The organism is Sutcliffiella sp. NC1 (assembly GCF_027594365.1).
In the GTDB taxonomy this organism is placed as follows: domain Bacteria; phylum Bacillota; class Bacilli; order Bacillales; family Bacillaceae_I; genus Sutcliffiella; species Sutcliffiella cohnii.
Genome location: NZ_CP115153.1, coordinates 471,854 through 494,724 on the forward strand (window position 1 = coordinate 471,854; position 22,871 = coordinate 494,724).

23 protein-coding genes are annotated in these 22,871 nt (G+C 36.5%); 18 read left to right on the top strand and 5 right to left on the bottom strand.

The annotated features are described in order from the left end of the window. The first annotated feature begins 78 nt into the window (after nucleotides 1-78). Entirely contained in the window at nucleotides 79-1,191 is a 1,113-nt protein-coding gene (locus O1A01_RS02375) for a DUF2974 domain-containing protein (protein WP_066416250.1), read from the top strand. Between the two features lie 208 nt (nucleotides 1,192-1,399). Here O1A01_RS02375 and O1A01_RS02380 read toward each other — a convergent pair whose 3' ends face one another. From O1A01_RS02380 to O1A01_RS02390, 3 genes are read right to left on the bottom strand one after another with little or no spacing between them, the layout of a single operon-like run. Further along, nucleotides 1,400-1,714 carry a DMT family transporter gene (locus O1A01_RS02380; protein ID WP_066416252.1) on the bottom strand — a complete coding sequence of 105 codons (315 nt, stop codon included), beginning with the start codon at nucleotides 1,712-1,714 and terminating at the stop codon, nucleotides 1,400-1,402. A 2-nt stretch (nucleotides 1,715-1,716) separates the two neighbouring features. Next, a complete protein-coding gene (locus tag O1A01_RS02385; protein ID WP_066416254.1) occupies nucleotides 1,717-2,064 on the bottom strand; it encodes a DMT family transporter in 348 nt (115 codons plus the stop codon). A gap of 60 nt (nucleotides 2,065-2,124) precedes the next feature. Beyond that, nucleotides 2,125-2,700 carry a TetR/AcrR family transcriptional regulator gene (locus O1A01_RS02390; protein ID WP_066416256.1) on the bottom strand — a complete coding sequence of 192 codons (576 nt, stop codon included), beginning with the start codon at nucleotides 2,698-2,700 and terminating at the stop codon, nucleotides 2,125-2,127. A 361-nt stretch (nucleotides 2,701-3,061) separates the two neighbouring features. Here O1A01_RS02390 and O1A01_RS02395 point away from each other — a divergent pair, with 361 nt between their 5' ends. From O1A01_RS02395 to O1A01_RS02445, 11 genes are all read left to right on the top strand, one after another. Next, a complete protein-coding gene (locus O1A01_RS02395; RefSeq protein ID WP_066416257.1) occupies nucleotides 3,062-4,771 on the top strand; it encodes a transglutaminase-like domain-containing protein in 1,710 nt (569 codons plus the stop codon). 35 nt (nucleotides 4,772-4,806) lie between these two features. Next, the gene (locus tag O1A01_RS02400) at nucleotides 4,807-4,980 is read left to right on the top strand and encodes a hypothetical protein (protein ID WP_157076650.1); all 174 of its coding nucleotides are present in this window, start codon (nucleotides 4,807-4,809) and stop codon (nucleotides 4,978-4,980) included. Nucleotides 4,981-5,025: 45 nt separating this feature from the next. Beyond that, on the top strand, nucleotides 5,026-5,412 hold the full coding sequence (locus O1A01_RS02405; RefSeq protein WP_270065464.1) for a hypothetical protein: 387 nt from the start codon (nucleotides 5,026-5,028) through the stop codon (nucleotides 5,410-5,412). Between the two features lie 269 nt (nucleotides 5,413-5,681). Next, nucleotides 5,682-6,752 (top strand): M14 family zinc carboxypeptidase, encoded by a 1,071-nt coding sequence (locus O1A01_RS02410; RefSeq protein WP_270065465.1) that lies wholly within the window; start codon nucleotides 5,682-5,684, stop codon nucleotides 6,750-6,752. Between the two features lie 144 nt (nucleotides 6,753-6,896). Then, nucleotides 6,897-7,265, top strand: a complete 369-nt coding sequence (locus O1A01_RS02415; protein WP_066416265.1) for a PH domain-containing protein — start codon at nucleotides 6,897-6,899, stop codon at nucleotides 7,263-7,265. 533 nt (nucleotides 7,266-7,798) lie between these two features. Then, on the top strand, nucleotides 7,799-8,146 hold the full coding sequence (locus tag O1A01_RS02420) for a hypothetical protein (RefSeq protein WP_066416268.1): 348 nt from the start codon (nucleotides 7,799-7,801) through the stop codon (nucleotides 8,144-8,146). A 12-nt stretch (nucleotides 8,147-8,158) separates the two neighbouring features. Then, complete coding sequence (locus tag O1A01_RS02425) at nucleotides 8,159-8,896, top strand: class I SAM-dependent methyltransferase (protein WP_270065466.1); 738 nt, start codon at nucleotides 8,159-8,161, stop codon at nucleotides 8,894-8,896. Further along, complete coding sequence (locus O1A01_RS02430; RefSeq protein WP_270065467.1) at nucleotides 8,893-9,252, top strand: hypothetical protein; 360 nt, start codon at nucleotides 8,893-8,895, stop codon at nucleotides 9,250-9,252. Before O1A01_RS02425 ends, O1A01_RS02430 begins: the two co-directional genes overlap by 4 nt. A gap of 173 nt (nucleotides 9,253-9,425) precedes the next feature. Next, nucleotides 9,426-9,950, top strand: coding sequence for a YcxB family protein (locus O1A01_RS02435; RefSeq protein ID WP_270065468.1), 525 nt, complete (start codon nucleotides 9,426-9,428; stop codon nucleotides 9,948-9,950). Nucleotides 9,951-10,190: 240 nt separating this feature from the next. After that, nucleotides 10,191-10,484 (top strand): PadR family transcriptional regulator, encoded by a 294-nt coding sequence (locus O1A01_RS02440; RefSeq protein WP_443081806.1) that lies wholly within the window; start codon nucleotides 10,191-10,193, stop codon nucleotides 10,482-10,484. Further along, complete coding sequence (locus tag O1A01_RS02445) at nucleotides 10,481-11,623, top strand: DUF2812 domain-containing protein (protein ID WP_066416281.1); 1,143 nt, start codon at nucleotides 10,481-10,483, stop codon at nucleotides 11,621-11,623. The genes O1A01_RS02440 and O1A01_RS02445 overlap by 4 nt, the downstream gene beginning before the upstream one ends. Nucleotides 11,624-11,829: 206 nt before the next feature. Here the strand turns inward: O1A01_RS02445 and O1A01_RS02450 are convergent, their stop codons facing one another. Next, nucleotides 11,830-13,053, bottom strand: coding sequence for an IS110 family RNA-guided transposase (locus O1A01_RS02450; RefSeq protein ID WP_270064820.1), 1,224 nt, complete (start codon nucleotides 13,051-13,053; stop codon nucleotides 11,830-11,832). A 417-nt stretch (nucleotides 13,054-13,470) separates the two neighbouring features. Further along, nucleotides 13,471-14,034 (bottom strand): TetR/AcrR family transcriptional regulator, encoded by a 564-nt coding sequence (locus O1A01_RS02455; protein ID WP_066416284.1) that lies wholly within the window; start codon nucleotides 14,032-14,034, stop codon nucleotides 13,471-13,473. A gap of 271 nt (nucleotides 14,035-14,305) precedes the next feature. Between O1A01_RS02455 and O1A01_RS02460 the strand changes: the two genes are divergently transcribed. The 6 genes from O1A01_RS02460 (at nucleotide 14,306) to O1A01_RS02485 (ending at nucleotide 22,781) form a co-directional block, all read left to right on the top strand. After that, nucleotides 14,306-16,249 carry an efflux RND transporter permease subunit gene (locus tag O1A01_RS02460; protein ID WP_425319483.1) on the top strand — a complete coding sequence of 648 codons (1,944 nt, stop codon included), beginning with the start codon at nucleotides 14,306-14,308 and terminating at the stop codon, nucleotides 16,247-16,249. Nucleotides 16,250-16,251: 2 nt separating this feature from the next. Further along, a complete protein-coding gene (locus O1A01_RS02465) occupies nucleotides 16,252-18,093 on the top strand; it encodes a YhgE/Pip domain-containing protein (RefSeq protein ID WP_235858126.1) in 1,842 nt (613 codons plus the stop codon). A 78-nt stretch (nucleotides 18,094-18,171) separates the two neighbouring features. After that, complete coding sequence (locus tag O1A01_RS02470) at nucleotides 18,172-18,366, top strand: YwbE family protein (protein WP_066416289.1); 195 nt, start codon at nucleotides 18,172-18,174, stop codon at nucleotides 18,364-18,366. 101 nt (nucleotides 18,367-18,467) lie between these two features. Beyond that, nucleotides 18,468-20,483 (top strand): hypothetical protein, encoded by a 2,016-nt coding sequence (locus O1A01_RS02475; protein ID WP_066418842.1) that lies wholly within the window; start codon nucleotides 18,468-18,470, stop codon nucleotides 20,481-20,483. Between the two features lie 146 nt (nucleotides 20,484-20,629). After that, nucleotides 20,630-21,631: an aspartate--ammonia ligase gene (asnA, locus tag O1A01_RS02480; protein ID WP_270066363.1), complete on the top strand. Its 1,002-nt coding sequence runs from the start codon at nucleotides 20,630-20,632 to the stop codon at nucleotides 21,629-21,631. 166 nt (nucleotides 21,632-21,797) lie between these two features. Beyond that, nucleotides 21,798-22,781 (top strand): hypothetical protein, encoded by a 984-nt coding sequence (locus O1A01_RS02485; RefSeq protein WP_270065470.1) that lies wholly within the window; start codon nucleotides 21,798-21,800, stop codon nucleotides 22,779-22,781. Nucleotides 22,782-22,871 lie beyond the last annotated feature (90 nt).

Genomic DNA, 22,871 nt, shown 5'->3' on the forward strand with positions numbered 1-22,871 from the left:
ATCATTTTTAGCAAATGAGACATTTTGTCATAATATATTATAAAAGAACGTTAAACGACTAGGAAAGCAGGGGGTTTTATGGGAAACATGCTTGATTACTTAGATTGGCGCGGTGATTTATCTTTTGCCCAATCTCCATTTAATGAGGTAGATAACCTTATACTATCACAGCTGGCCTATGTCAATTTTGAGGGAATAGTCCCTCCTAGAGGAAACGACGAAAGTATTTCGATTAAAGATGCAGCCGAGTTTTATTTTAAAATGTACGAAGAAGAAACAATTATGAACTTTGGGTTCCTCATCCGTATTTCAGTTCCGTTGTTAAAGAAGCTCGGAGAAAGCAATCGTTTTGGAAATGCAAGACTATCACAATATGTAAACATAATTGACCTAGATGAACAAAAACAATTTTCAGCGATACATATTACTCTTAGCGATGAAACCATTTTCGTGGCGTTCAGAGGAACAGATAATACGATTGTAGGCTGGAAAGAAAACTTTAATATGAGCTTTATGATGCCTGTTCCCGCTCAACTAGAAGCTGTACGTTACTTAAATGAGACGGTTAGGGGATATGATACGAAATTAAGAATAGGTGGACATTCAAAAGGTGGAAATTTAGCAATTTTTGCATCGGTTATGTGCCAGTCCCAGATTAAAGCTAACATATTAGAAGTGTACAACAATGATGGACCTGGATTTAACAGAGAAATGACAGAGAGTAAGGAATATAAAGAAGTGTTAAGTCGTATGAAAACAATCGTTCCTGAATCATCTGTTGTAGGTATGCTACTAGAACACGAGGAAGATTATTACGTTGTAAAAAGTAGTAAAACAGGCTTTATGCAGCATGATGCGATGACGTGGGAAGTGCTAGGGAAAGGGTTCGTCCATGTTGGGCATGTCACACAAGAAAGTAAACTATTAGATGTGACGTTAAAAGCATGGGTTAATAGGATGGATAAAGAGCAGCGTGAGCAGTTTGTAGATGCGATTGCTTATGTGTTCCACGCAGCGAACATTGAAAGTTTAGATGACTTGTCCCGATCCAAGTGGAAGAAGGCGAGTGAAATGCTAATTGTCATTAATCATATGGCACCTGAACATAAAGAGGTTTTAACAAAAACATTAAAGCTACTTTTCGATGAGGGACGGAGGGTATATAAAGAAGCAAAAAGTAAAGGAGATTAGCGCTTGTTTTCGTCCAAAAAATATCTTGAATTTTTAGGATACATAGATAATGAAAGTTAAAACGGTACGGGAGGATGAGGAAGTGCATACTTACTCATGAAACGACACGTGTTGGATCCTTATTAATGGCGCGGCGTTGTTTAATAGGAATAAGATTTGAAAGAGGCCGAGCCGAGGTTTCATATCTCGGCTCTTTTCTCCATTACTTTTACGAAACAGCTTTCAATCCCACTACACCTATCACGATGATAATCACACTAATAATTCTTCTAATATCTTTTGATTCACCAAAAAAAGCCATATTTACTAAAACAGATGCGGCTGTACCAATGCCAATCCAGACGGAATAAGCAACACTTAACTGTATATAGTTAAAAGATGCATATAAAAAGATAAAAGAGAAGGCAAACCCAGAAATAAAAAGAATTCCATTGAATACAGATTTCTTTTGACTATATTTTTTCAAGCCAACAACACCAACAACTTCAAGTGTTGCAGCGATAAAAACAAATAACCAACCCATTTTTAAGCGGCTCCTTTCTCACTTTTATTTTCCACTCGGCTATCTGCAAGTTTCAGAGAGATTACACCGATTATTAGGAATGCCATGAATAATCCTTTTAAAAAGTTAAAGCTTCCTCCAAATAGAAATATGTCCATAAGGGCAGTACCGACCGTACCAACTGCGGCAAAAATGGCATAAACCGTCCCAGTTGGTAAAGATTCACATGATTTGGCTAGGAAGTGAAAATCAACTAAAATGACAGCTACAACTATTGTCCAATGCCACCATTGAGTAGCAGTATTAAAGCCATATACCCAAAGTAATTCAAATAAACATGTCAGCATAACGTATATCCAAGCTTTATTCATTTTTTCTCCTCCTTTTATGAATGAATGTCATTCAGTTTTAAGTGAAATACAATCTTTCAGTTAAAAAGATTGTACTCCTAATCCTCTTTGGATAAATAAAAGTAATTCTTTTTTTGTGTTACTAACATTTGGTGATATTTGTTCTTCATATAGATAAACTTGTTCTGCTGAAGATTCAATAAGTCCGACTAACATTTTAGACATGTAATCAGGATTTACAGAAGAGTTTATTTCACCAGATTCGATTGCAGTATTTAAGAAAGAAATCATCCATTCATATACAGGTGTATAGATCATTTCCCACTCTCGGACATGTTGTGTTTGTGCTAAACCAGCATAAATTAATGTAAACGTTTCTCGATATTTATCTGTTAGTGTAAAGAAAACGTCCACGGTCTGCTCTAGCCTGCCAAGGAAATCTTTCTTTGTTACTTGTTCATTAAGTCCATTAATTATTTTTTGTACCATCACTTCAGCAATTGCTGGCATAACCGACAATTTTGAAGGGAAATATAAATAAAAGGTACCTTGACCAATACCAGCCTCTTTTACGATATCGGAAATTTTCGTTTTCTCAATCCCTTTTTCAACGAATACTTTAATAGCTGCATCTATTATTTGATTTCGTTTTTCCATCTGAACAATCACCTTCCACATTTATGACTGAATGTCATTCAGTCATAATCCTACCACAAGGTTATTTTCATTGTCAAACAGCTGCTGATGAAAAAGACCGTCCCCAAGCAGATATGTTCTATTCATCTAGTTTTTTCAACTTTGTATGATTTATAATATATACAGATATATACTCCTCATCGTTATTCACCTTACTAATTTTTATATAAAAAATCCAATGGGTAACTTGAGCTTTCGTTGTCAGACTTTAGATGTGTATCGTGTTTGTTAAAAAGGACTAAATGCTTAGAAACTTATTATTAATTGAGGCGTACATATACATGTAACGTTAGAACGGTGCGAAGGCAATGATAAGGAGGCAATGATGATTAATAAACATTCATTATTAACTATTTTCATAATCTTATTAACTAGTATGCTACTGCTTTCTGCATGTAGTAATTCTAATAGTAGTTCTACGACCGGTAATGGGGAAATTGAATCGCCCGTTGTAGAAGAACCTGAAATCGATCCATATGAAGCACTAGTCATGGAAAAAAACGAAGAAATAGAGCTCACACCATTAGAGCTTACTAGTTATAGTGAGGATGTTGGTGCAACTTTTGCAAATCCTAGTTATCAAAAATTTGCTGTAGACGGGCAAGTAGTCGTGGAAGGGCAAATTGAAAAGCACGCGGAATTGCAAACTGACTTTGTGTGGATTAAAGTTACGACTAACGTAGATGGGCCGACTGGGAAAAACCTTGAATATTATACACCTATTATTAATGGTACTTTTAAACAAGAAATTCACTTTTATAATGGAGAAGGCGAGTACCAAGTAAATGTTCAGCTTCCGAGCATGGATCGAGAGAATTATTACTATTCTACAGCGAAGTTTGATGTTATTAATGTGAACCCAGAAAAGAAGCGAGATGTAACATTTACGCCGTACGGGTATGAAGCAGGATTAGCTTTAGATTTATCGTCTAGTTATGTGGAAGAGAATGGCGTAATTTCCTTAAAAGGGACGGCAAATTTGACTGATGAAGATACTGTTATGATCACGTTGAAAAAGGATTCGGATAATTGGAAACATGTGATACCAGTGAAGAATGGCCAGTTCTCCTATGATGTTCCGTTGTTTTTTGGAGAAGGTTTGCACGAGCTAGAAGTGCTAGTTCCAGATGAAAATCGAAATAATTACTATCGAACAGCCTCCGTCATTTATATTCACAATCTTTCAAATGAGGTCATGATGCCGATTACGTATTATGACATGTATATTAAACGTGGAGTTACGTTGGAATCTCCTTCATATGGGGGAGAAAAGGCAGAGCAAACATATTTTGTTCGGGGAACGATTGATCAGAGTGCTGAATTTGCACAAGAAACGACACATCTTTATATAACGACTGAGTTAGATGGTGAAACAGCATTAGAAGTTATTCCAGTGGAAAATTTCGTTTTTGACGGTGAGTTCCATCTTCGTTTCGGGCCAGGTACGTATAAAGTGACCTTAAGTGTACCGGAAATTAGGGAGAGAAATAGTAACGAGTTTAGATATTTCCACTTTGCTGAGTTCGAGGTAGAATCAGTTGCGGCGGTAGACAACCGAAATCTACTACCATCCCGAGGTGTTCAATCCGACGATCCCATTATTATTGCGCTAGCTAATGAAATTACAGAAGGTGCGAGTTCGGACCGGGAAAAAGCAAAAGCAGTGTATGAATATGTAGCGAAAAATATTTCGTACGATGTCGAGAAACTGAGAACAAACGACTTTCAATGGGACGATAGTGCATTAAAAACGTTGGAGTTAAAGTCAGGGGTTTGCCAAGACTATGCTTATTTAGCAATTGCACTATTAAGAGCAGTAGATATGGAAGCACGATATGTAGAGGGGTTTACGAGAGAACGACATGCATGGGTTGAAGTACTAGTCGATGGTGACTGGCTTACGATGGACCCAACGTGGGGAGCCGGGTATGTTCATAGAAATGAATTTGTCGCAGAGTATAATGAAGCATATTTCGATCCAAATACAGCAGAGTTTGAAAAAACACATAAGCGTAATGGTGTAGCATATTGAAAAAAGGGCGAGAGCGTTGAGTGCTTTCGCCTTTTTTGATGGTGTTTTTTATTGGAAGTGGAGGGGCTGTTCAACATCGGGCCGGTTCTGTTCTGCATCCAGTCAGTTCTGTTCCACTTCGCTCAGTCAGGAAAGGGAAAATGCGGAATATTAAAGGTTCTGTTCGAGAAGTGATTATTTCTGTTCAACATGAAGCCGTTTCTGTTTAACATCTAGCCAGTTCTGTTCCACTTCAAGCAGTCAGGGAGTGGATATTGCAAATCATTGTACGTTCTGTTCGAGAAGTGGTTATTTCTGTTCAACAAGAAGCCGTTTCTGTTCAACATCGGGCCGGTTCTGTTTCAAATACAGTAATCAGGGATTGGATATTGCAAATCATTGTACGTTCTGTTCGAGAAGTGGTTATTTCTGTTCAACAAGAAGCCGTTTCTGTTCAACATCGAGCCAGTTCTAATTCAAATCCAGTAATCAGGGAGTTGATTTTGCAAATTATTAAACATTCTGTTCGAGAAGTAGGTATTTCTGTTCAACATCCAACCAGTTCTGTTTCTTACATCCTAGCTCTAGAAAAAACATATTTTAAAATAGAATATGTCAAACAATCGTTTGTTTTATCAATAAAAAACGTATTAGACCAATAAGGTTTTTCCATCAAAAAGTACGAATTAACTTTTTAAAAAACAATACTACTAAAATATATTAGGAGCTAGGTTCCAAAACCTTATAGTAAATATAGCACCGCTCCAACTAATTCAATTATCATACGTTCGTAATAATAATGGGGATATCGTTACAGTACCCCTCCTTTTATAAATAGTCGCTTGTTCTTATTTACAGACTATTCAAAATTATTTAGTCTAAAATTAGGAATCAAATAATAAAATTATAGTTTAGAGGAGGCACTTTACTTATGAACAAGCTTAGTAAAAAAATGTTAGCGCTATCACTAACAGGCGTCATGACTTTTGGGGGACTAACGACAGTAAGTTTACCAGCAAGTGCAGTTGGAAATGGACCGAACTACAATGGTAATGAGTCTATTCAAACGTCGATTCTTACTACATATGAAGAGCTAGTTGATTTTCTACATGTACAAGAAGCAAAGCAAAGTGCTTTAGAACTAGAAGTAATTGGTGAAACAGTAAAGGGCCGTGACATTTACATGGCAAAATATATTACAAATGAAGACAATCCAACGATTCTTTTCCTAACTCAACAACATGGGAACGAGCAACTTACGACAGAAGGTGCGTTGGAATTTATTAAGCATTTAGGAACTGGTAAAACGAGATCTGTATTAGAAAATGTAAATATTCTTGTTATCCCGATGTTAAATGCGGATGGCGCAATGGGTGATGTTAATTTCTCTACGGATAATTACATTGCAGATGGTGACCGTCATTTAACACGCGCGAATGCAAATAATTATGATTTGAACCGTGAGCATGATAAGGCGACGGCAGCAATGCAGCCTGAAGCGCGTGTCCTACATGAAAATGTGTTTGAAGTATACGATATTGATTACCTAATTGATTTACACCATCAAGGTACACAAAGTGAACGTGATGGGAAATACGTATCAGGATCGATTTTATATCCTACGAACCCTAACGTAGATCCAGCAATCGTGGAGCAATCCAAAAAGTTAGGTGCAGTTGTTTTCCATGAGATTGAGTCCAAAGGATGGGGTCACTTAGGAAAGTATAATGGTGGTTCAGGTGCAAATATTGGCCGTAACGGAATTGCCTTACGCTATGACATTGCGACACTACTTTTTGAAATGCGCGGAATGTCTGATCACACAAATCCGTCAGCTGTTTTAGGACAAAAGAGTAACGGTTATTTAATTAAACAAACAGTTAACACGCTTGATTCTACTGTAAAAGCAATTGCCGACGGTTCCATCCATACAGTAGATACTAGCTTCTGGGATACATTACCATTCCAAACAACTCGACCAGCTGAAGAAGGCGACGAATAAAAGAAAAATAAAACCGTTATAAATTAATAAAAACCTGTCCATTTTTGGATAGGTTTTTTTACTTGTAGGCAAACTAAAAGAGGACTTTTCGTAAAAAAAATGAATAATAATAAGAGTTGATTTGAATGAAAAGGGGAGAGTAAAATGGTCGCTACAAAAGGTATATTAGAATGGACGCTCGTATCAGAATGTCCGATTCCAAACGATGTGCATGATCTATTAGTCGACGGCGAAGAGGCAATTTCTGCTTACAAAACGTTTCGTGACAGCGCGATATTTACAAACAAAAGATTAATTGTTCGAGATGCACAAGGCTTAACCGGGAAAAAGGTGGAGATCTATTCATTGCCGTATTCCTCGATTTACATGTGGTCTACAGAAAATGCAGGTAGTTTTTTAGATGTCAATGCCGAAGTGGAGCTTTGGACGAAAGCTGGTCATATTAAAGTGAACTTGAAAAAGGGAGTAGACGTTCGGAAATTCGATAAGTTAATTGCGAATGCAATTTTATAGGGGGATGGGATACTCACCATCCTTCTCTTTGAATTCTATCTATTAAAATAATTTCCTTTATATAATTAGCCGTTACAAAATCTATCACATTCGCATTATCTATTAGTAGTTAATAGAAAAGGGGGTGTGATAACAAATGCCGTGTGTTCGCCCTGGCTTAACCCAAAACGTTTGTTTAACTATTATTTACAATGTTAGTTCCCAAAAATTAAAAGATTCATTTATCAATTGTGTCAATGTGGGAGAGGTATGTAATTTTGAAGCTAGTTATAATCCAACTAATACGGACCTTACCATTAGAGTACCATTTACACTAGAAGGTGAAGTTACCTTTACAGACAATTTCCAATCATTTTGTGTTACAACAGGAATTGATTTAACAAATACTAATTCCTCTAAGATACCTTTTTTCTAAAAAGTAGATTTCTATAATGTTTTACAGAAAAAACGTTAATTCGAAAGGGTAACGTTTTTTCTCTTTAGGAAGGACTTTACTCTACATGAAGAGAATATAATCAAAGTTTGCATAGGAGGTGGCTTCAATTTTTAAAAATATATCAGTAGTAGGAATCGCTGGAGGTGTGTTATCCATTATTCTATGGATTAATTTTGCTTTTGTAAATCCTTATAATGACCCAACGATGGGACCGATGCTAAATACGTTTTTTATGTTATTGTTACCTGCGTGCTTAGCTATTTTTTCTTCTATTAAATTAAGCCAACTATTAATGTTTATCGCCTTTGTATGGTCTGTACCGATGAGTATTTACTTAATAGCTACTCCGGGAATTTTCTCTCTTTTTGGTTTAACTAGTGCGTTCTATTTAGTTAGTTTTCTATTAATTAGGTTTGGAAGACATTCAACAGCTATTCATCAATAACGAGGTGAAACAATGAAAAAGCAAGTAACAGAAACGTTTAACGAGCTTGCTAGTGTGTATGAACATTCTGTCGACACTACTAGTTTGTATAATAGTGAATACGAAAGACCGGCCATGTTACAACAACTCCCAACAGACTTAACGAATAAAAGTGTACTAGATGCAGGATGTGCAGCGGGTTGGTATACAGAGCAATTGCTACAGAGGGGCGCAAAGATAAAAGCAACAGACATTAGTCCCGAGATGGTGAGCGCCACAAAAAGACGTATTGGCAATCGAGCCGACGTACGTTGTTTAGACTTAGAAGAGAAGTTGCCGTTTGCGGATCATACTTTTGACTACATCCTCAGCTCCTTAACGCTTCACTATATAAAAGACTGGAGCCATACATTTCAAGAGTTTCAAAGAATATTAAAGCCTAATGGTATTTTGTTATATTCCGTTCACCACCCGTTTAGTGATATTGAATTGCTGGAAGAACCTAGCTATTTTTCAACAGAATTGATTATCGATCGGTGGAATAAGGAAGGAAAAGTATATGACGTTCCTTTTTACCGAAGGCCGTTACAAGACATAATGAACGTAACTGCTACCTATTTTTCGATAGAGAAAATAATTGAACCTCAGCCTACCGAAGCATTCAAAAGGATGAAAAGTGAAGCATATATAAAATTAATGAAACGTCCGCAGTTTCTCATCATAAAATCTTTTAAAAAACAGGGGGATTGGCATAAGGGGGAGAAAAATTGAAAGCAAATTATATAGTTTTTTCATCTGTTATTCTTGGGGTCTCTATTATCGTAAGTGCCTGGATATTAGGAAATGCGTGGAGAGATAGCGCCGAAACCATGCGTTTACAACATGTTACATTAGATCAACTTCAATACGAAAATGAAAACATCGAAACGCCGCAGTTATTGGACTTATCAGGTTTAGCAATGTATTTAGGTATTACAGATGACCAAGCAATTAAGTTAATGCCTAGAGAATCTGGTGGGGAAACTATTAGTCAAATCCCTTACGTGAAAATAAATCATCAGTACTATTTTCCAGTAAAAGCGATAGATAACTGGCTGTTAGAGAATGAAATGAGACATTTTGAATAATACGTTACCGGGTGTTTAAGCACTCGGTTTTTTTCATGTTATGGAACTATTAAAAGAAACTTGAGAATGAATTTTCTGTTCACTAATATTTGTTTTTTAGAATTTAATAATGTGAATAGTTACTTTGTATTTGTTATGGTTATTTATATATAAAAAAATAAGGGAGAGATTTTTTGAGTAATAATAAGAGGCTTTCCATAAAAGGAACGTTAAGTTTAGAAGATTTTATAAAGTATAATAAGTACCATTTAAACAAAACAGTAACAATTTACTTTATCATTTGTTTTTTCATTTTATTTGCGATTATTCAAGGACCTTTGTCAGGTGATTTGTTTTTGATTATTATTTTTGCTGGTATTCCGTCACTAATCATTTCAAGTTTACTTTTTCTATTTGCAAAAACAGTTAATAAACAACGGGCCATTAAAGAGTTTAACAGCGATCAACTTATTAAGAAAGAAGCAATGTATACATTTAGCAGTGAAGGGATAGAACAAAAAATTAGAAGGTCGAGTAACTATTTCGAATGGAATGATTTTCTGTTAGCGGTAGAGCGAGAAGAGATGTTTCTTTTATATATATCTAAACATAAGGCTATAGTTTTACCGAAAAGTTTTTTTGATTCAACTAACGAAATCGTTTTATTTAAAGGGATAGTTTCAACGAATATGGAGGCGAGCAAAGTACAATTTAATTAGTTTCCCTTCTAGCGATGGGTAGCTAAAGCTAAAAGTTTATCAAAATATAGCTAAAAGATTAGGAGGAGTATAAATCCTGATCTTTTTTCTTGTTATATGCTTCCATTCTGAAAAAATATTCCTTGTTCATTATGTCGCGTCGTGATATAGTCGAGTTACGACATATCTAACTGTGATATAAATTAGATTTGAGGTGAGTAGCCGTTGAATATAGAAAAAATAGTTAAAAAATACATCCCAATGACGGAAACGGCATTTTACATATTGTTGTCGTTAACAAAACCACGTCATGGTTACGGCATTATTAAACACGTAGAGGAAATTTCAAACGGTCGAATTCGATTAGGATCAGGAACGATTTACGGGACATTAACGAAAATGCAGGCAGACGGGGTGATCACAGTTTTTTCAGATGGGGAAAGAAAAACAGTGTACGAAATTACCGACCATGGTAAACAGTTAATCCTTCATGAGGTTACAAGAGTAAAAGAGCTTCATCACAATGCAATAAAATATGAGGGGGACTTTTTATGAGTGCATTTTTTAGACCGATGTGGAGCTTCGATGTTCAAAAAACGGAGAAATGGCTTTCGCGTCAAGCCGAAAAAGGTTATCACTTTCACCACCTCCATCGATTTACGCGAAGTTTTTCTTTCCAAAAAGGGGAGCCTAAATCATTAACATATCGGATAGGCTACGACAAATTTCAAACATCTAGTTTATCACGATCATTAGTGGACGATGGCTGGGAAAAGATTTCGCAAAGTGGAAAATGGTACGTTTTAGTGAATGAACGAAATCAGTCCGACATAAAAACTACGACAAGTAGAGAAGCAATTATGAAACGAAATAACTATTGGATGTACTTTTTCAGTGCAATCCTTTTATACTTAGCGTGCATGGCACTACTTAACATTACGATATTTGCTAGTGCATTCTTTTCTAATGTACCAGTTGAAAGAGTGGAAAGTCCGTATTGGATTATTACGTATATCGGTTTTGGAGTTGGCATCGTTTTTCTCATTTTTTTAATCTATTCCGTATTAAAAATTAGAAAATCAAACAAAGAGTTGTCGATAGAAAATCAACTTGTATGGAAATCTGATGTACAGCCAGTAAAGGAAGAAATGAAGCGAAGAAAGTTCGGTTGGATGTATTCGCCGGACAAACTAGAAAATTGGTTAGAAAAAATGGAGAGTGAAGGTTACCAACTATATCGTGTGAACAAGTTAGGGACGACGTTTTACTTTTTGAAAGGTGAACCGAGACTTGTAAAATATTGTGCAGATTATCAAAGTCTTTCCCGTAATAGTTATTTTGAGGTTCATAGACAGGCTGGTTGGCAGGCGGTATTCCGTTCAACAGGGGCTCTACAAAAATGGACGATTTGGAGTAAGGAATATAATCCAGGGGAAGAACAACCGCAAATGTATAGCGATAAAACCCACCAATTAAAGCATGCTAAGCGGGTTGCATCCTCTTATACAATGTTATTTTTACCGTTGACCTTAATGTATCTGTTTATTTTCTCAATAAATATAGGCTATATGTTTACGACAGACTCATGGTCCTTAACCGAATTTAATTCTTTCATGTTTTTACTATTAATCTTCGTATTCGGTTCTTTTATCGGACGGTCGTGGATGTATTATTATCGATTAAAAAGAGCGTAATTAAAGTGGGGCTGGGACAAAACTAAAATGATCATGATAAAAAACGAACAATCGTAGAATTAGCGGAGGAAATATACGTAGACTCCTACCATGAAAATATAGCACTAAAATATGGAAAAATGGCAATACTAAATTAGACGCAGCTTATTCTTGTTTTTTTGAGGAGAGCGTCATACTCAAAAATCTATCGACTTTTTGGGATCGCTTTATGAAACTTTTGGTTCAACTAGTGTCACGGTGTAGCCTAAATTTTCTAATCTTCGTAGTGAATGTCTAACAATGGACTGTTGTCTTTGCTTATCGAAGTAGTCTTCTCCTAGATCTACGTACATTTCCTTTCGTGTTAAGAGATAATAGGAGATTCGTAACATCGCATGGGCTACAACAACTGCTGCACGCTTTTTACCTTTACGTGAAGCAGTCCGACGGTAAAGTGCACCAAGGTAGTTTTTAGACCCTCGAACAGAATGAGCTGCTTCAATGAGTGCTGATTTAAGATATTTGTTTCCTTTCATCGTTTTGGATGACTTACGTTTTCCAGCACTTTGGTTATTTCCTGGAACTAAACCCGCCCATGAACATAGTTGGGGTGCAGTCGGGAATTGCTCTTTTATATTTGGACCAATTTCTGCAAGCATTTGTTCCGCCATTTTTCTTCCAATGCCAGGAATGGAATCTAAACGATCTATGTCTTCTTGATCGTCTTCCATCCTTTTTTCTATCTCTTTGTCTAGTTTATCGATTTGCTCAGTTAGGAAATCGATATGATCCATAATCGTTTTTATCATAAATCGTTGATGTTCTTGAATATACCCTTGAAGTGCGAGTTTCAATTCATCTTTTTTATTTTTCATTCTTCCTCTCGCAAAGTTTGTTAACTCTTCAAGGTCTTCATTCCCTTCCGCTATGGATCGAAGCATATCACGAGAAGAAACTCCCATAATGTCAGAAACAACAGAGCCAAGCTTGATATTAGCTCCTTCTAACACTTTTTGAATCCGATTATATTGTCTGGCACGTTCTTCAATTATGCTACGACGATAACGCACAAGTTCACGTAATTCTCGCTGATTTCGGTCAGGAATATAACTAGCTTTAAGTAAACCGTGACGAAGTAATTTGGCAATCCATTCGGCATCTTTCACATCGGTTTTACGCCCAGGAACAGCTTTAATATGTTGAGCATTCACAACTAGAAATTCAATACCTTCTGCTTCTAGTAAATTGACAATAGGTTTCCAGTAGACACTTGTACTTTCCATCGCCACATGGGTACAGTTGTGTTTCTTAACCCAGTCCACCAACTCTATAAGATATATAGTTTTAGTTGAAAAAGTTTCAATCTCCTTTCCTTTTGCTGTAATGGCACATGCAGTAATGTTATCCTTGTGGACATCCATACCACAAGCATTCTCAATGATTACTTCCATTGAAAACATCCTTTCTACGGCAAAGCAAATTTGAGGCTGGTGCAACAACCAGAATAGGGTTAATCTACCATGAGTGCTTCCCATAAAGGGAGCAACAATCTGTGATGCACCGTGGTCGAAGGAGTCAGACTGCGGGGAGGGCTCACACACACCAAGGAGTCACGACCTTCCTCATCCAGCCGTAGCATTAGTATAGCCACGCAAAAACCATTTTCATTCTCTGTGGTGTATAGCTTGTAATACATGAAAGACTGCGGGAGCAAAGGCATAGGTGAGACCCCGCAGTGCTTTAGCACGAGGAGGCTCACCAGCCGCCCGCGGAAAGCGAAGTATATTTCCGGAGCGGGTTATTTCCACTCTACTATTTTTTGTTCGTTTTTTACTTTGATAAAAATAGTTGTGTCCCAACCTTGTCCTCTAAAAAGAAGCCAATCCTTTATTTGTCAGCCTAATGACAATCTCCGCCATTTCCTTCGGTGATTTGTTCATATCGTTTTCAAGCCAACTTTTAATAACGTGAATGCTACCACTAACAACGAACATACTAATATACTCCGATATTTCTTTATCAATGTTGTTGTTATTCATCCAGCTTTGTACGGTGAATTGGTGTGCGATCATCATTACTCTTTTTTGAAACGATTGGTCACCATGCTCACTAAGTAAAGTTTGACATATATCGCGGTTTTCGGCGACATATTCTAACAGCTTTTCTGTCATTTGTAGTGCTTCTACTTCCTCCGTAGTGTAATTGTATTGACTGAGCGTTTTGTTCATATCTTCAATAATTTCCTCTTCTATTTTAAAAAGAAGGTCATAATGGTCCGAGTAATGGGAATAAAATGTGGAGCGATTAATATCGGCAAGTGCGCATATTTCTTTTACAGTAATGGCCGACATTGGCTTTTCTTTTAATAATTGTATTAGGCTATCCTTTAATACCATTCTTGTATATTTTTTCCGTCTATCCATTTTAGTCATACTTCCACCTATTTCTTACAATTTTACACTTACTCAACATGAGAGCGATTTAGTGTTGGAAAATGTACGTAACTAATTAAACTGTTTGTTGAATACCCAACACCGTGTCTTTATAATAGTAAAGTGACATTGAAGATTTTGCAAGAGAGGGTGGGCTATTATTAATATAGCAGCACGAATTATTCAACATAAAAAATTAGTCGTTATTGTATTTGCGATTGTTACAGTTATATCCACCGCCGCTCAATTTTTTGTGTCGGTAAATTATAATATGGTAGATTACTTGCCTGAAGATGCGCAGTCCACTCAAGCGTTAACTATCATGGAGGATGAATTTACAGCTTCTGTTCCTAATACACGGGTGATGATTCATGACGTGACCGTTCAAGAAGCGCTCCTATTCAAAGAGCAACTTTCGAAAATTGAAGGTGTAACGGATGTTATATGGTTAGATGACGTGATGGATTTAAAAATGCCGTTAGAAATGGCAGACCAGGAGACGGTAGAATCCTATTTTAAAGATGGGAAGGCGTTGTTTTCGATAAGTGTAGATAATGGCGCAGAAGTGGAAGCGACTGACGCTATTTATGAAATGATTGGTGAAAATGATGCGATTGCTGGAGAAGCGGTAGATACAGCAACTTCACAAAAGATGGCTGGAACAGAATCGATGTATGCAGCTGCATTATTAGTGCCGATCATTATTTTAATTCTCGTCTTATCTACAACTTCATGGATTGAGCCAGTCTTTTTCCTAACAGCAATTGGAGTTTCGGTGTTAATTAATTTAGGCACGAACATATTTATTGGCGAAATTTCGTTCGTAACTCAATCAGTTGCCCCAATTTTACAGCTCGCTGTTTCCTTAGATTACGCTATATTTCTTCTTCATAGTTTTGCAGATTATCGGAAGAAAACAAATAACCCTGAAGAAGCGATGCAGCTTGCGATGAAAAAATCTTTTCCAGCGATAACTGCAAGTGCGGCAACAACTTTCTTTGGATTTACGGCACTTATGTTAATGCAGTTTGAAATTGGATCTGACCTAGGTTTGAACTTAGTGAAAGGAATATTACTAAGCTTTATTAGTGTAATGGTATTTTTACCAGCATTAACATTAATGTTCTATAAATGGATGGATAAAACAAAGCATAAAAGCTTCGTTCCAAGCTTCAAAGGCACTGGAGAAAAGGTGTTGAAATTAAAAATGCCGAGTTTGATTCTCGTGTTTGCGATACTAGTACCAGCGTTCTTAGCTCAAAGTAATACACAATTTACGTACGGCCTTGGCGACCAGCCGGAAACGACAAGAGCAGGTAGTGATTTCAAACTAATTGAAGAGACATTCGGAGAATCTACTCCACTTGTCCTATTAGTTCCGAAGGGTGATCTCGTCAAAGAGGCACAATTAGTGGAGGAACTGGAGAATGTTGACCACGTCACGAGTGTTATTTCCTATGTAAATGCAATCGGTTCGGTTATACCACCAGAATATTTAGATGAAACCATCACAAAAGATTTTTTCTCTGAAAATTACAGTCGGATTATTTTATACACAAGCGTTGGAAAAGAAGGAGATGTACCTTTTTCCATTGTGGAAACTGTACAGGAAGAGGCAGCATATTATTATGATAATGAGGCACTACTCCTAGGAGAAAGCGTAACATTGTACGATATTAAAAACACGGTTGCAAGAGACAATGTAGTCGTTAACACGCTTACTGTCGTTACGATTGCTATCGTGTTACTAGTAACTTTTAAATCTATTAGTATACCACTAGTATTATTAATTACGATTCAGTCTGCGGTTTGGATTAATTTATCTGTACCGTACTTTACAAATACACCACTCGTATTCGTAGGCTACTTAATTATTAGTACCGTGCAGCTTGCGGCAACCGTTGATTATGCAATTTTACTTTCTGAAGCGTATAACGAGCATCGCAAGGAAATGCCAGCACTGCAAGCAATTAAGAAAACATTGGATGAGAAAATATTCTCGATTTCCATTTCTGCTTCGATCCTTTCAAGCGTTGGGTTTATTTTATGGATTACATCGTCCAACCCGATTGTCTCTTCTATAGGACTATTGTTAGGAAGAGGGGCATTACTCGCCTTCATCATGGTAGTATGTTTCTTACCAGCTATGCTATTAGTTTTTGATAAAGTGATAAATAAGACAACGTTAAAAGCAAACTTTTATGAGGAGAAATGATGATGAGACGTAAACGATTGTTATTCAGTATATTGGTAATCATGTTGTTCTTGCCTTCATTTCTAGTAGAAGCGGCTTCTGAAAGTCGTTCGACAAAAAGTGTTAAAGCAGAAAATGAAAACGGAGCAGTCGCTTCCAAAGATGAAGTAATTTACGCAACGTTAAACGCGAATGGTAAATTAAACGAAATATATGTAGTAAATATTTTAGAAGTGTTGAGACCAGGAACGATAACAGATTACGGCAACTACAATAGTATAAAAAACTTAACAGATTTATCCGAGATCATCCAAGAAGACGATGCAATTGTTCTTGAAGCGCCAAAGGGGAAGTTCTATTATCAAGGGAATATGGATAATACAAATGAACTTCCTTGGGATGTTACTATTTCTTACTTCCTAGATGGAGAAGAAAAGCAACCATCTGAACTCCTTGGTACGGAGGGGCGAATAAAAATCGATATTTCTACAACGGCGAATGACGGAGTAGACCTTGCTTTTTATGAGAATTATATTTTACAAATCTCGCTCGTTCTATCTCCGGACATTTTTAGTGATATACAAGCCCCTGACGGAATGATTGCAAACGCAGGAAAGAATAAACAAGTTACGTTTACTGGACTACCGGAACAAGAAGGCAATTTTGTGGTGGAAGCTGATGTAGTAGATTTTGAAATGGAAAGTATTGAAATATCGGCTGTTCCATATTCAATGGCTTTCGATGTAGAAGTAGATGGGTTAACAGATGATATTCAAACACTTTCCGAAGCAATTGAGGACATTCATAACGGTGTATCGAGTTTACATTCCGGTGTTTCCGATTTAAATAAAGGTGTGAAGTCTTTACGCGATGGCTCTGCTCAATATCAAAATGGCGTAAACGAAATTAGTGGAGCATCTTCACAGCTCGTTAATGGCTCTGCTGAAATTAATAAAACGTTAGCGGACATTAGTAGCTCGATCAGTAATGGTTTAGGAGAGATAGATTTAGGTGATTGGGACGTAAGCGATTTAGAAGACGTGCCAGGCTCCTTAAAGCAAGTTGCACAATCACTAAACGGCATTGCGGATGTATTAGATAGCTTAGCTAAAAATTATTCAGCTGCCCTTACCGAATTAGATGGTGTGATGAATAGCATTCCAACCTATTCGATATCGGAAGAAGACATTCAAAGCTTATATGAAAGTGGCGCAAATAAAGAAGTAGTAGACCGATTAGTAGAGACGTATAGGGCTAGTTTAGCCGCTGTGGAAAACTACCGTACTGTTAGAGAGAGGTTTAATGAAAATGAAGCAACACTTAAAGAACTTCGTAACAATTTACGGGAGTGGAGTAACGGTTTAACGGCATTATCTAGTGAACTAGAAAAGGCGCTCGAAAATATGGATGCTGTTGATTATATTACGCAATTAGAACAAGGAATGGCTACGTTCGCAGCGAGCTATGAGGAGTTCCATAAAGGTTTAGTAAGCTACACAAATGGGGTTTCCCAACTAGCAAGCTCTTACAAACAAATACATTCGGGAATTGTCGGTGTTGCAAATGGTACTGGAGAGCTTGAAGAAGGTGTAGGTGAACTAAAAGACGGAACAAGAAAATTGTTTGAAGCGACCAACGATATGCCAGAGCAAATGCGAGAAGAAATTGATAAAATGTTGGCAGACTTTGATAAATCAGACTTTGAGGCCGTTTCATTCGTTTCAGCCGATAACACGAATATCAACACCGTTCAATTTGTCATTAAAACTGAAAAAATAAAGAAAGAAGAGAAAGAAACGGTTGCGGTTGTAGAGGAAGAGAAGAAAGGATTTTGGACTCGACTACTCGACCTGTTTCGCAAATAATCGTTAAGAAGTTTATAATGAGTTCAGTGTTACATGCTGAACTCTTTTTTTGCACTTTTCATGAAAGTAGGGAAATGAATGTCAGGAACGATTCGAAGTAATATCCAAATAGGCACCCGTGTTAAAGTTGTACAAAAACATCACCAACGTACAGGAGAGTTAACGGAAGGTATTGTGAGCAAACTTTTAACGAAATCACCATCGCACCCACACGGTATAAAAGTAATGCTAGAGGGTGGAATTGTTGGTAGAGTGAAAGAAATAGTAAAGTAGGACGAGCATAGGGGGAAAGTATACCCTATGCTTTTTTTATGGAAGAATTAGGTTAATAATTATGTTATAATTCTGAAAAAGAGGATGTAAGGAGTTCATTTATGACGACAGGAATTAATGAGTTAGAAAATGTAATCCAACAATATGAAGAGAGTTTGTTTTTTGTTGCCTCTTTATTGAAAAAGGATAGGGAAGAAGCCGAAAAGTTAGTTATAGATACTTTTCTATATATGGAAAACGAGCTTACGAGCTTTCCGAAGAAAGATGCGTCCTTTGATTATTGGTTTGTCAGTAATGCTGTAGCATACATGTTTAGAGAAGGTTCCTTTTCTTTTAGAAACCATCCTAACTTAAAAGATGAATTAATAAACTCAACCTTTAAAGCACTCGGACCATTTTCCCAGCAAACTGTTATTTTACATTATATTTTTTCTATTCCAATCGCATCTATTAGTAGTCTACTAAATAGTTCAATAGAAGATATACAGAATCGGATTATTTCGTTCCAGTTAGAGTTAATAGGAGAATTACGTTCGTCCGAAGGGATGGGGAGTGATTGCATACAAATAGAACAGCTAGTCCGTTACTCACAAGAAATGCTACCTGAAGAAACGGCTACTTCAGCTCGAGATCATTTGGAGTTTTGTCCTTCTTGCCGTACTAAGTTAGCGTTAACAACAGACGTTTTACAGAAAGTACAATTATATTTTCAACCAGTACCGTTAGAAACATCCATACTAACTCCCTTATTACATAAACAACAACCACCTACTAAAAAGAAATCTTTCCTTTACCAAATTATTGCCGCTGCAAGTATCGTAGCCATTTTCGGTATTACGATATGGAACATGCCAAAAATAGAGCATTGGACAGAACTCGCCAACAATTACATGAAATATGGGGAATTTTATAACGTTTGGCCAGAAGGTACTTATGTTACAGAAGTGAGCAATATTGCATTTGAGGTAACAAATGTTGAAGTGACACCAATTATGATGCGTGTTGATTTTCAAGTTGAAAGTGAAAGGGATTTTATGTATCCAAATGAACATCCGCTCTCTGAGCAAATAGGAAAGCCGTTATTCGATATAAGATCATATGCTGGACATAATACCTTTACTATAAAAACAGAGGATAAGATTATACCCATTCGCAACATTACAATTTTTAATAAAAATTTTGATGGTACAGAAGGCTCTTTCTTTTTAGATTTAAAAGAAATGGATGGTGACATTCCTGATGTTTTTGATCTATTCTTCTTTACTACGCGAATTGGAAATTACTTTGGACCATGGGAGTTAGAAGTACCAATCAATTATAAGGAAGGTGTGAAAAAAGTAGATACAGTTGCCTTAGAAAAATCAGTAACGGTCAAGGACAATATCCTTATTTCCTTGGATGAATGGGTGACTGGTTCGGTAGGAAGTAGCTTGCGATATAAAATGGATGTATCGGAAGATGTAATAGAAACAGATGTCCGAGTAAACTATAACTTAGAAAATGAGCTCGGTGAAAAAGTTATACCACATCCAATTTCTTTTGCTTATTCATCCCCTCGTCATTTCGGTAGAGGGTCAGGTAATGATAATCATGAACTAGAATGGTACGGTTTTAACCAAGGTTCAAATGAGCAACTTTTCCTTCCATACTTATTAACATCTAACGAAGAGAAGCAAGTAAAGCCTCTTGATGACAAGGAGCGCTTGTATTTAAGTTTGTATGAAGTTCAATATTTTGAAGAAATAGATGTCGTTATTCCTATCCCGCTTTCCGAAATAGAAAACGAATCGATACAATATAGTTTTGATGGAACACATTTTGAGATTGTGCTAGTGAGGAAGGTAGAAGGAGAACTGGCAAACATTTATGATGTGAATATTTTTGGGAAAGAAGATGACAATTTAAGTATACGTAATTATTATTGGTTTTTTGATAATGAATTTGGTTTTACTGTTTTTCCATACCCTGATTATCATAGGGGTTCAAATGATCCAGATGCCTACGGACAATTTCAAATCACTGTATTTGAGGACAATGTGGAAACGGTATATATAAAGGCTAGTGGAGCGAATACTACTATTCAATTAGAAGAACCAATTAAAATTCCATTATATTAATTAGGCCTTGGAGCTAACTCCTTGGCTTTTTTTTATTTAATTCAAAGCTATCCACTGCCCAAATTTAGAACGATTTAGGTGCTTTAACCATAAATTACATTATCCATTTTCAAAAAACTGACGAGGTGAATAGTGTGTCCAAAACGATGATTATCCCTTCCGCGTACAAATCTAAACTAAATTTAATGGAAACCGAAATTGCAATAAAACGTGTGAAGGATTTTTTTGAAAAGAAGTTAGCAGAGGAATTACAGTTAGTTCGTGTGTCCGCCCCTTTATTTTTAAAAGAAGGAACGGGACTGAATGATAATTTAAATGGGGTGGAGCGAGTTGTTTCTTTTCAAGCGTTAGATGTAAACACAGGAAAGATAGAAATTGTTCAATCTCTCGCTAAATGGAAAAGAACAGCCCTAAAAAAATATGGGTTTATTGTAGGGACGGGACTGTATACAGATATGAACGCCATCCGTCGGGATGAAGAGCTCGACAACCTTCACTCCATGTATGTCGACCAATGGGATTGGGAAAAAGTGATTGCCAAACATCAACGTACGCCAGAAACATTAAAAGGGGAAGTACGAAAAATATATAATGCCTTAGTAGCAACGGAGCAAAACATTCAAAAGTTATATCCAACACTTCAACCGGTATTACCGAAAGAGATCCATTTTATTACATCTCAAGAATTAGAATTAATGTACCCTTCACTCACACCGAAGGAAAGAGAAGAGGCAATTGCGAGAGCATACGGGGCTGTATTTATTTTGGGGATAGGTGGAAAATTGCGTTCAGGAGAAAAGCATGACGGTCGTTCTCCAGATTACGATGACTGGACGTTGAACGGTGATATTATCGTTTGGTACCCAACGTTAGATCGAGCAGTCGAACTTTCGTCAATGGGTATCCGTGTCGACGACAAAGCATTAGTCAGACAAATCAATGAATCAAACTGTGAGGACCGATTAGGATTAGAATACCATCAAGCCGTTTTAAACCGAGAACTTCCTTACACAATAGGGGGAGGAATTGGCCAATCAAGACTGTGCATGATCTTGTTACAAAAAGCACATATCGGAGAAGTGCAAGTTTCAGTATGGAATGATGAAATTATAAAGGAATGCGAAGAGGGAAATATTTTTCTTTTATAATCAGTATGCCTAGTGCTTAAAGTGCTAGGCATTTTTTGTATTTAAATGAGGTTAATGACTGTCTTTTTTAGGACTTTAGTCTAGTATAATGGTAAAATATACGGGAGTTACTGGCGAATAATGTCGGAAAAGCAAGAAAAAAGATAGAAACAGAAAGAGGGATGATATGGGTATTGAGTTGCTAGCTGTTGTTGTATTTGGACTTATAACGGCTTATATAGCTATTAAAAAAAATCGACATCCACTAATTTGGTTTATTATTGGTGGAATAACAACAATTGTAGGATTAGCTATTATTATTTTAATAAAATCAAAAGAAGCAACGTTAGAAGAATCATCAGGAAAAGAAAAGTCAATCGATCAATTTTCTAGTTTTACTAGAAAACTAGTTATCGTTGTTGGAATTACCGGCCTGTTTGTACTTATAGGAACACTTTTCGTAATTGGATACATAGAATATCAATCTAAATATGCCGATCAAGAACATTTGCAAGCTATTGTAATTAAAGAAGCATTAATGCATAGAACGGAAGGAAAGGATGCTAGTATAAGAGATGTGACCGTTATTGCACAAATGTACCATTCGGGCAGTCGTAGTGTAGGCGCGTATTTTGTTCAAATATACGAAGAGCGCTTGTTTAAAACGCAGGTAACATTTGGTGTCTTTGGTTTTGTCCTTTCGTTATTATTACTCGTAAGAAGACGTGCTACTGCAATCGCGAAGGAAAGTTATAAGAAGTTTTCTAATAGTGCTATTTATGATTTTCTTTTAAAATGGAAGAAACAAATAATAATTGCATTTGCTATCTTTTTAGTGTCAGGATATGTCTTCGGTACAATCGGTTATTATTATAAGCAATTTTCGATAAATAACGATCCTCAAATATATTATTATAACGTTTTTGAAAAACGAAACGGTGAACCACTTACTTCCGAAATGGAGTATAACGTTTCTGCCTTTTTAGTTGGTCAAGATTATGTTGTAAAGGGCGTAACGATGAAAGAAGCAGAAACAACAAAAGGGAAATTTAAAATTTTCGGTTACATTGTTGGCCTTTTTCTCGTAATATACATAAATAAACCTTTGTGGAACCGGATTGTAAATAAAGTTGCTAGTACAAGACAAATACATACGGCAGAGAAGATATAATATAGCGGTAAGAAGGAATGGAGAATTAATCCATTCTTTCTTTTTTTAAAAAGGTCTAAGAAGTTTGTTAATATAGCAATTTTCAATCAA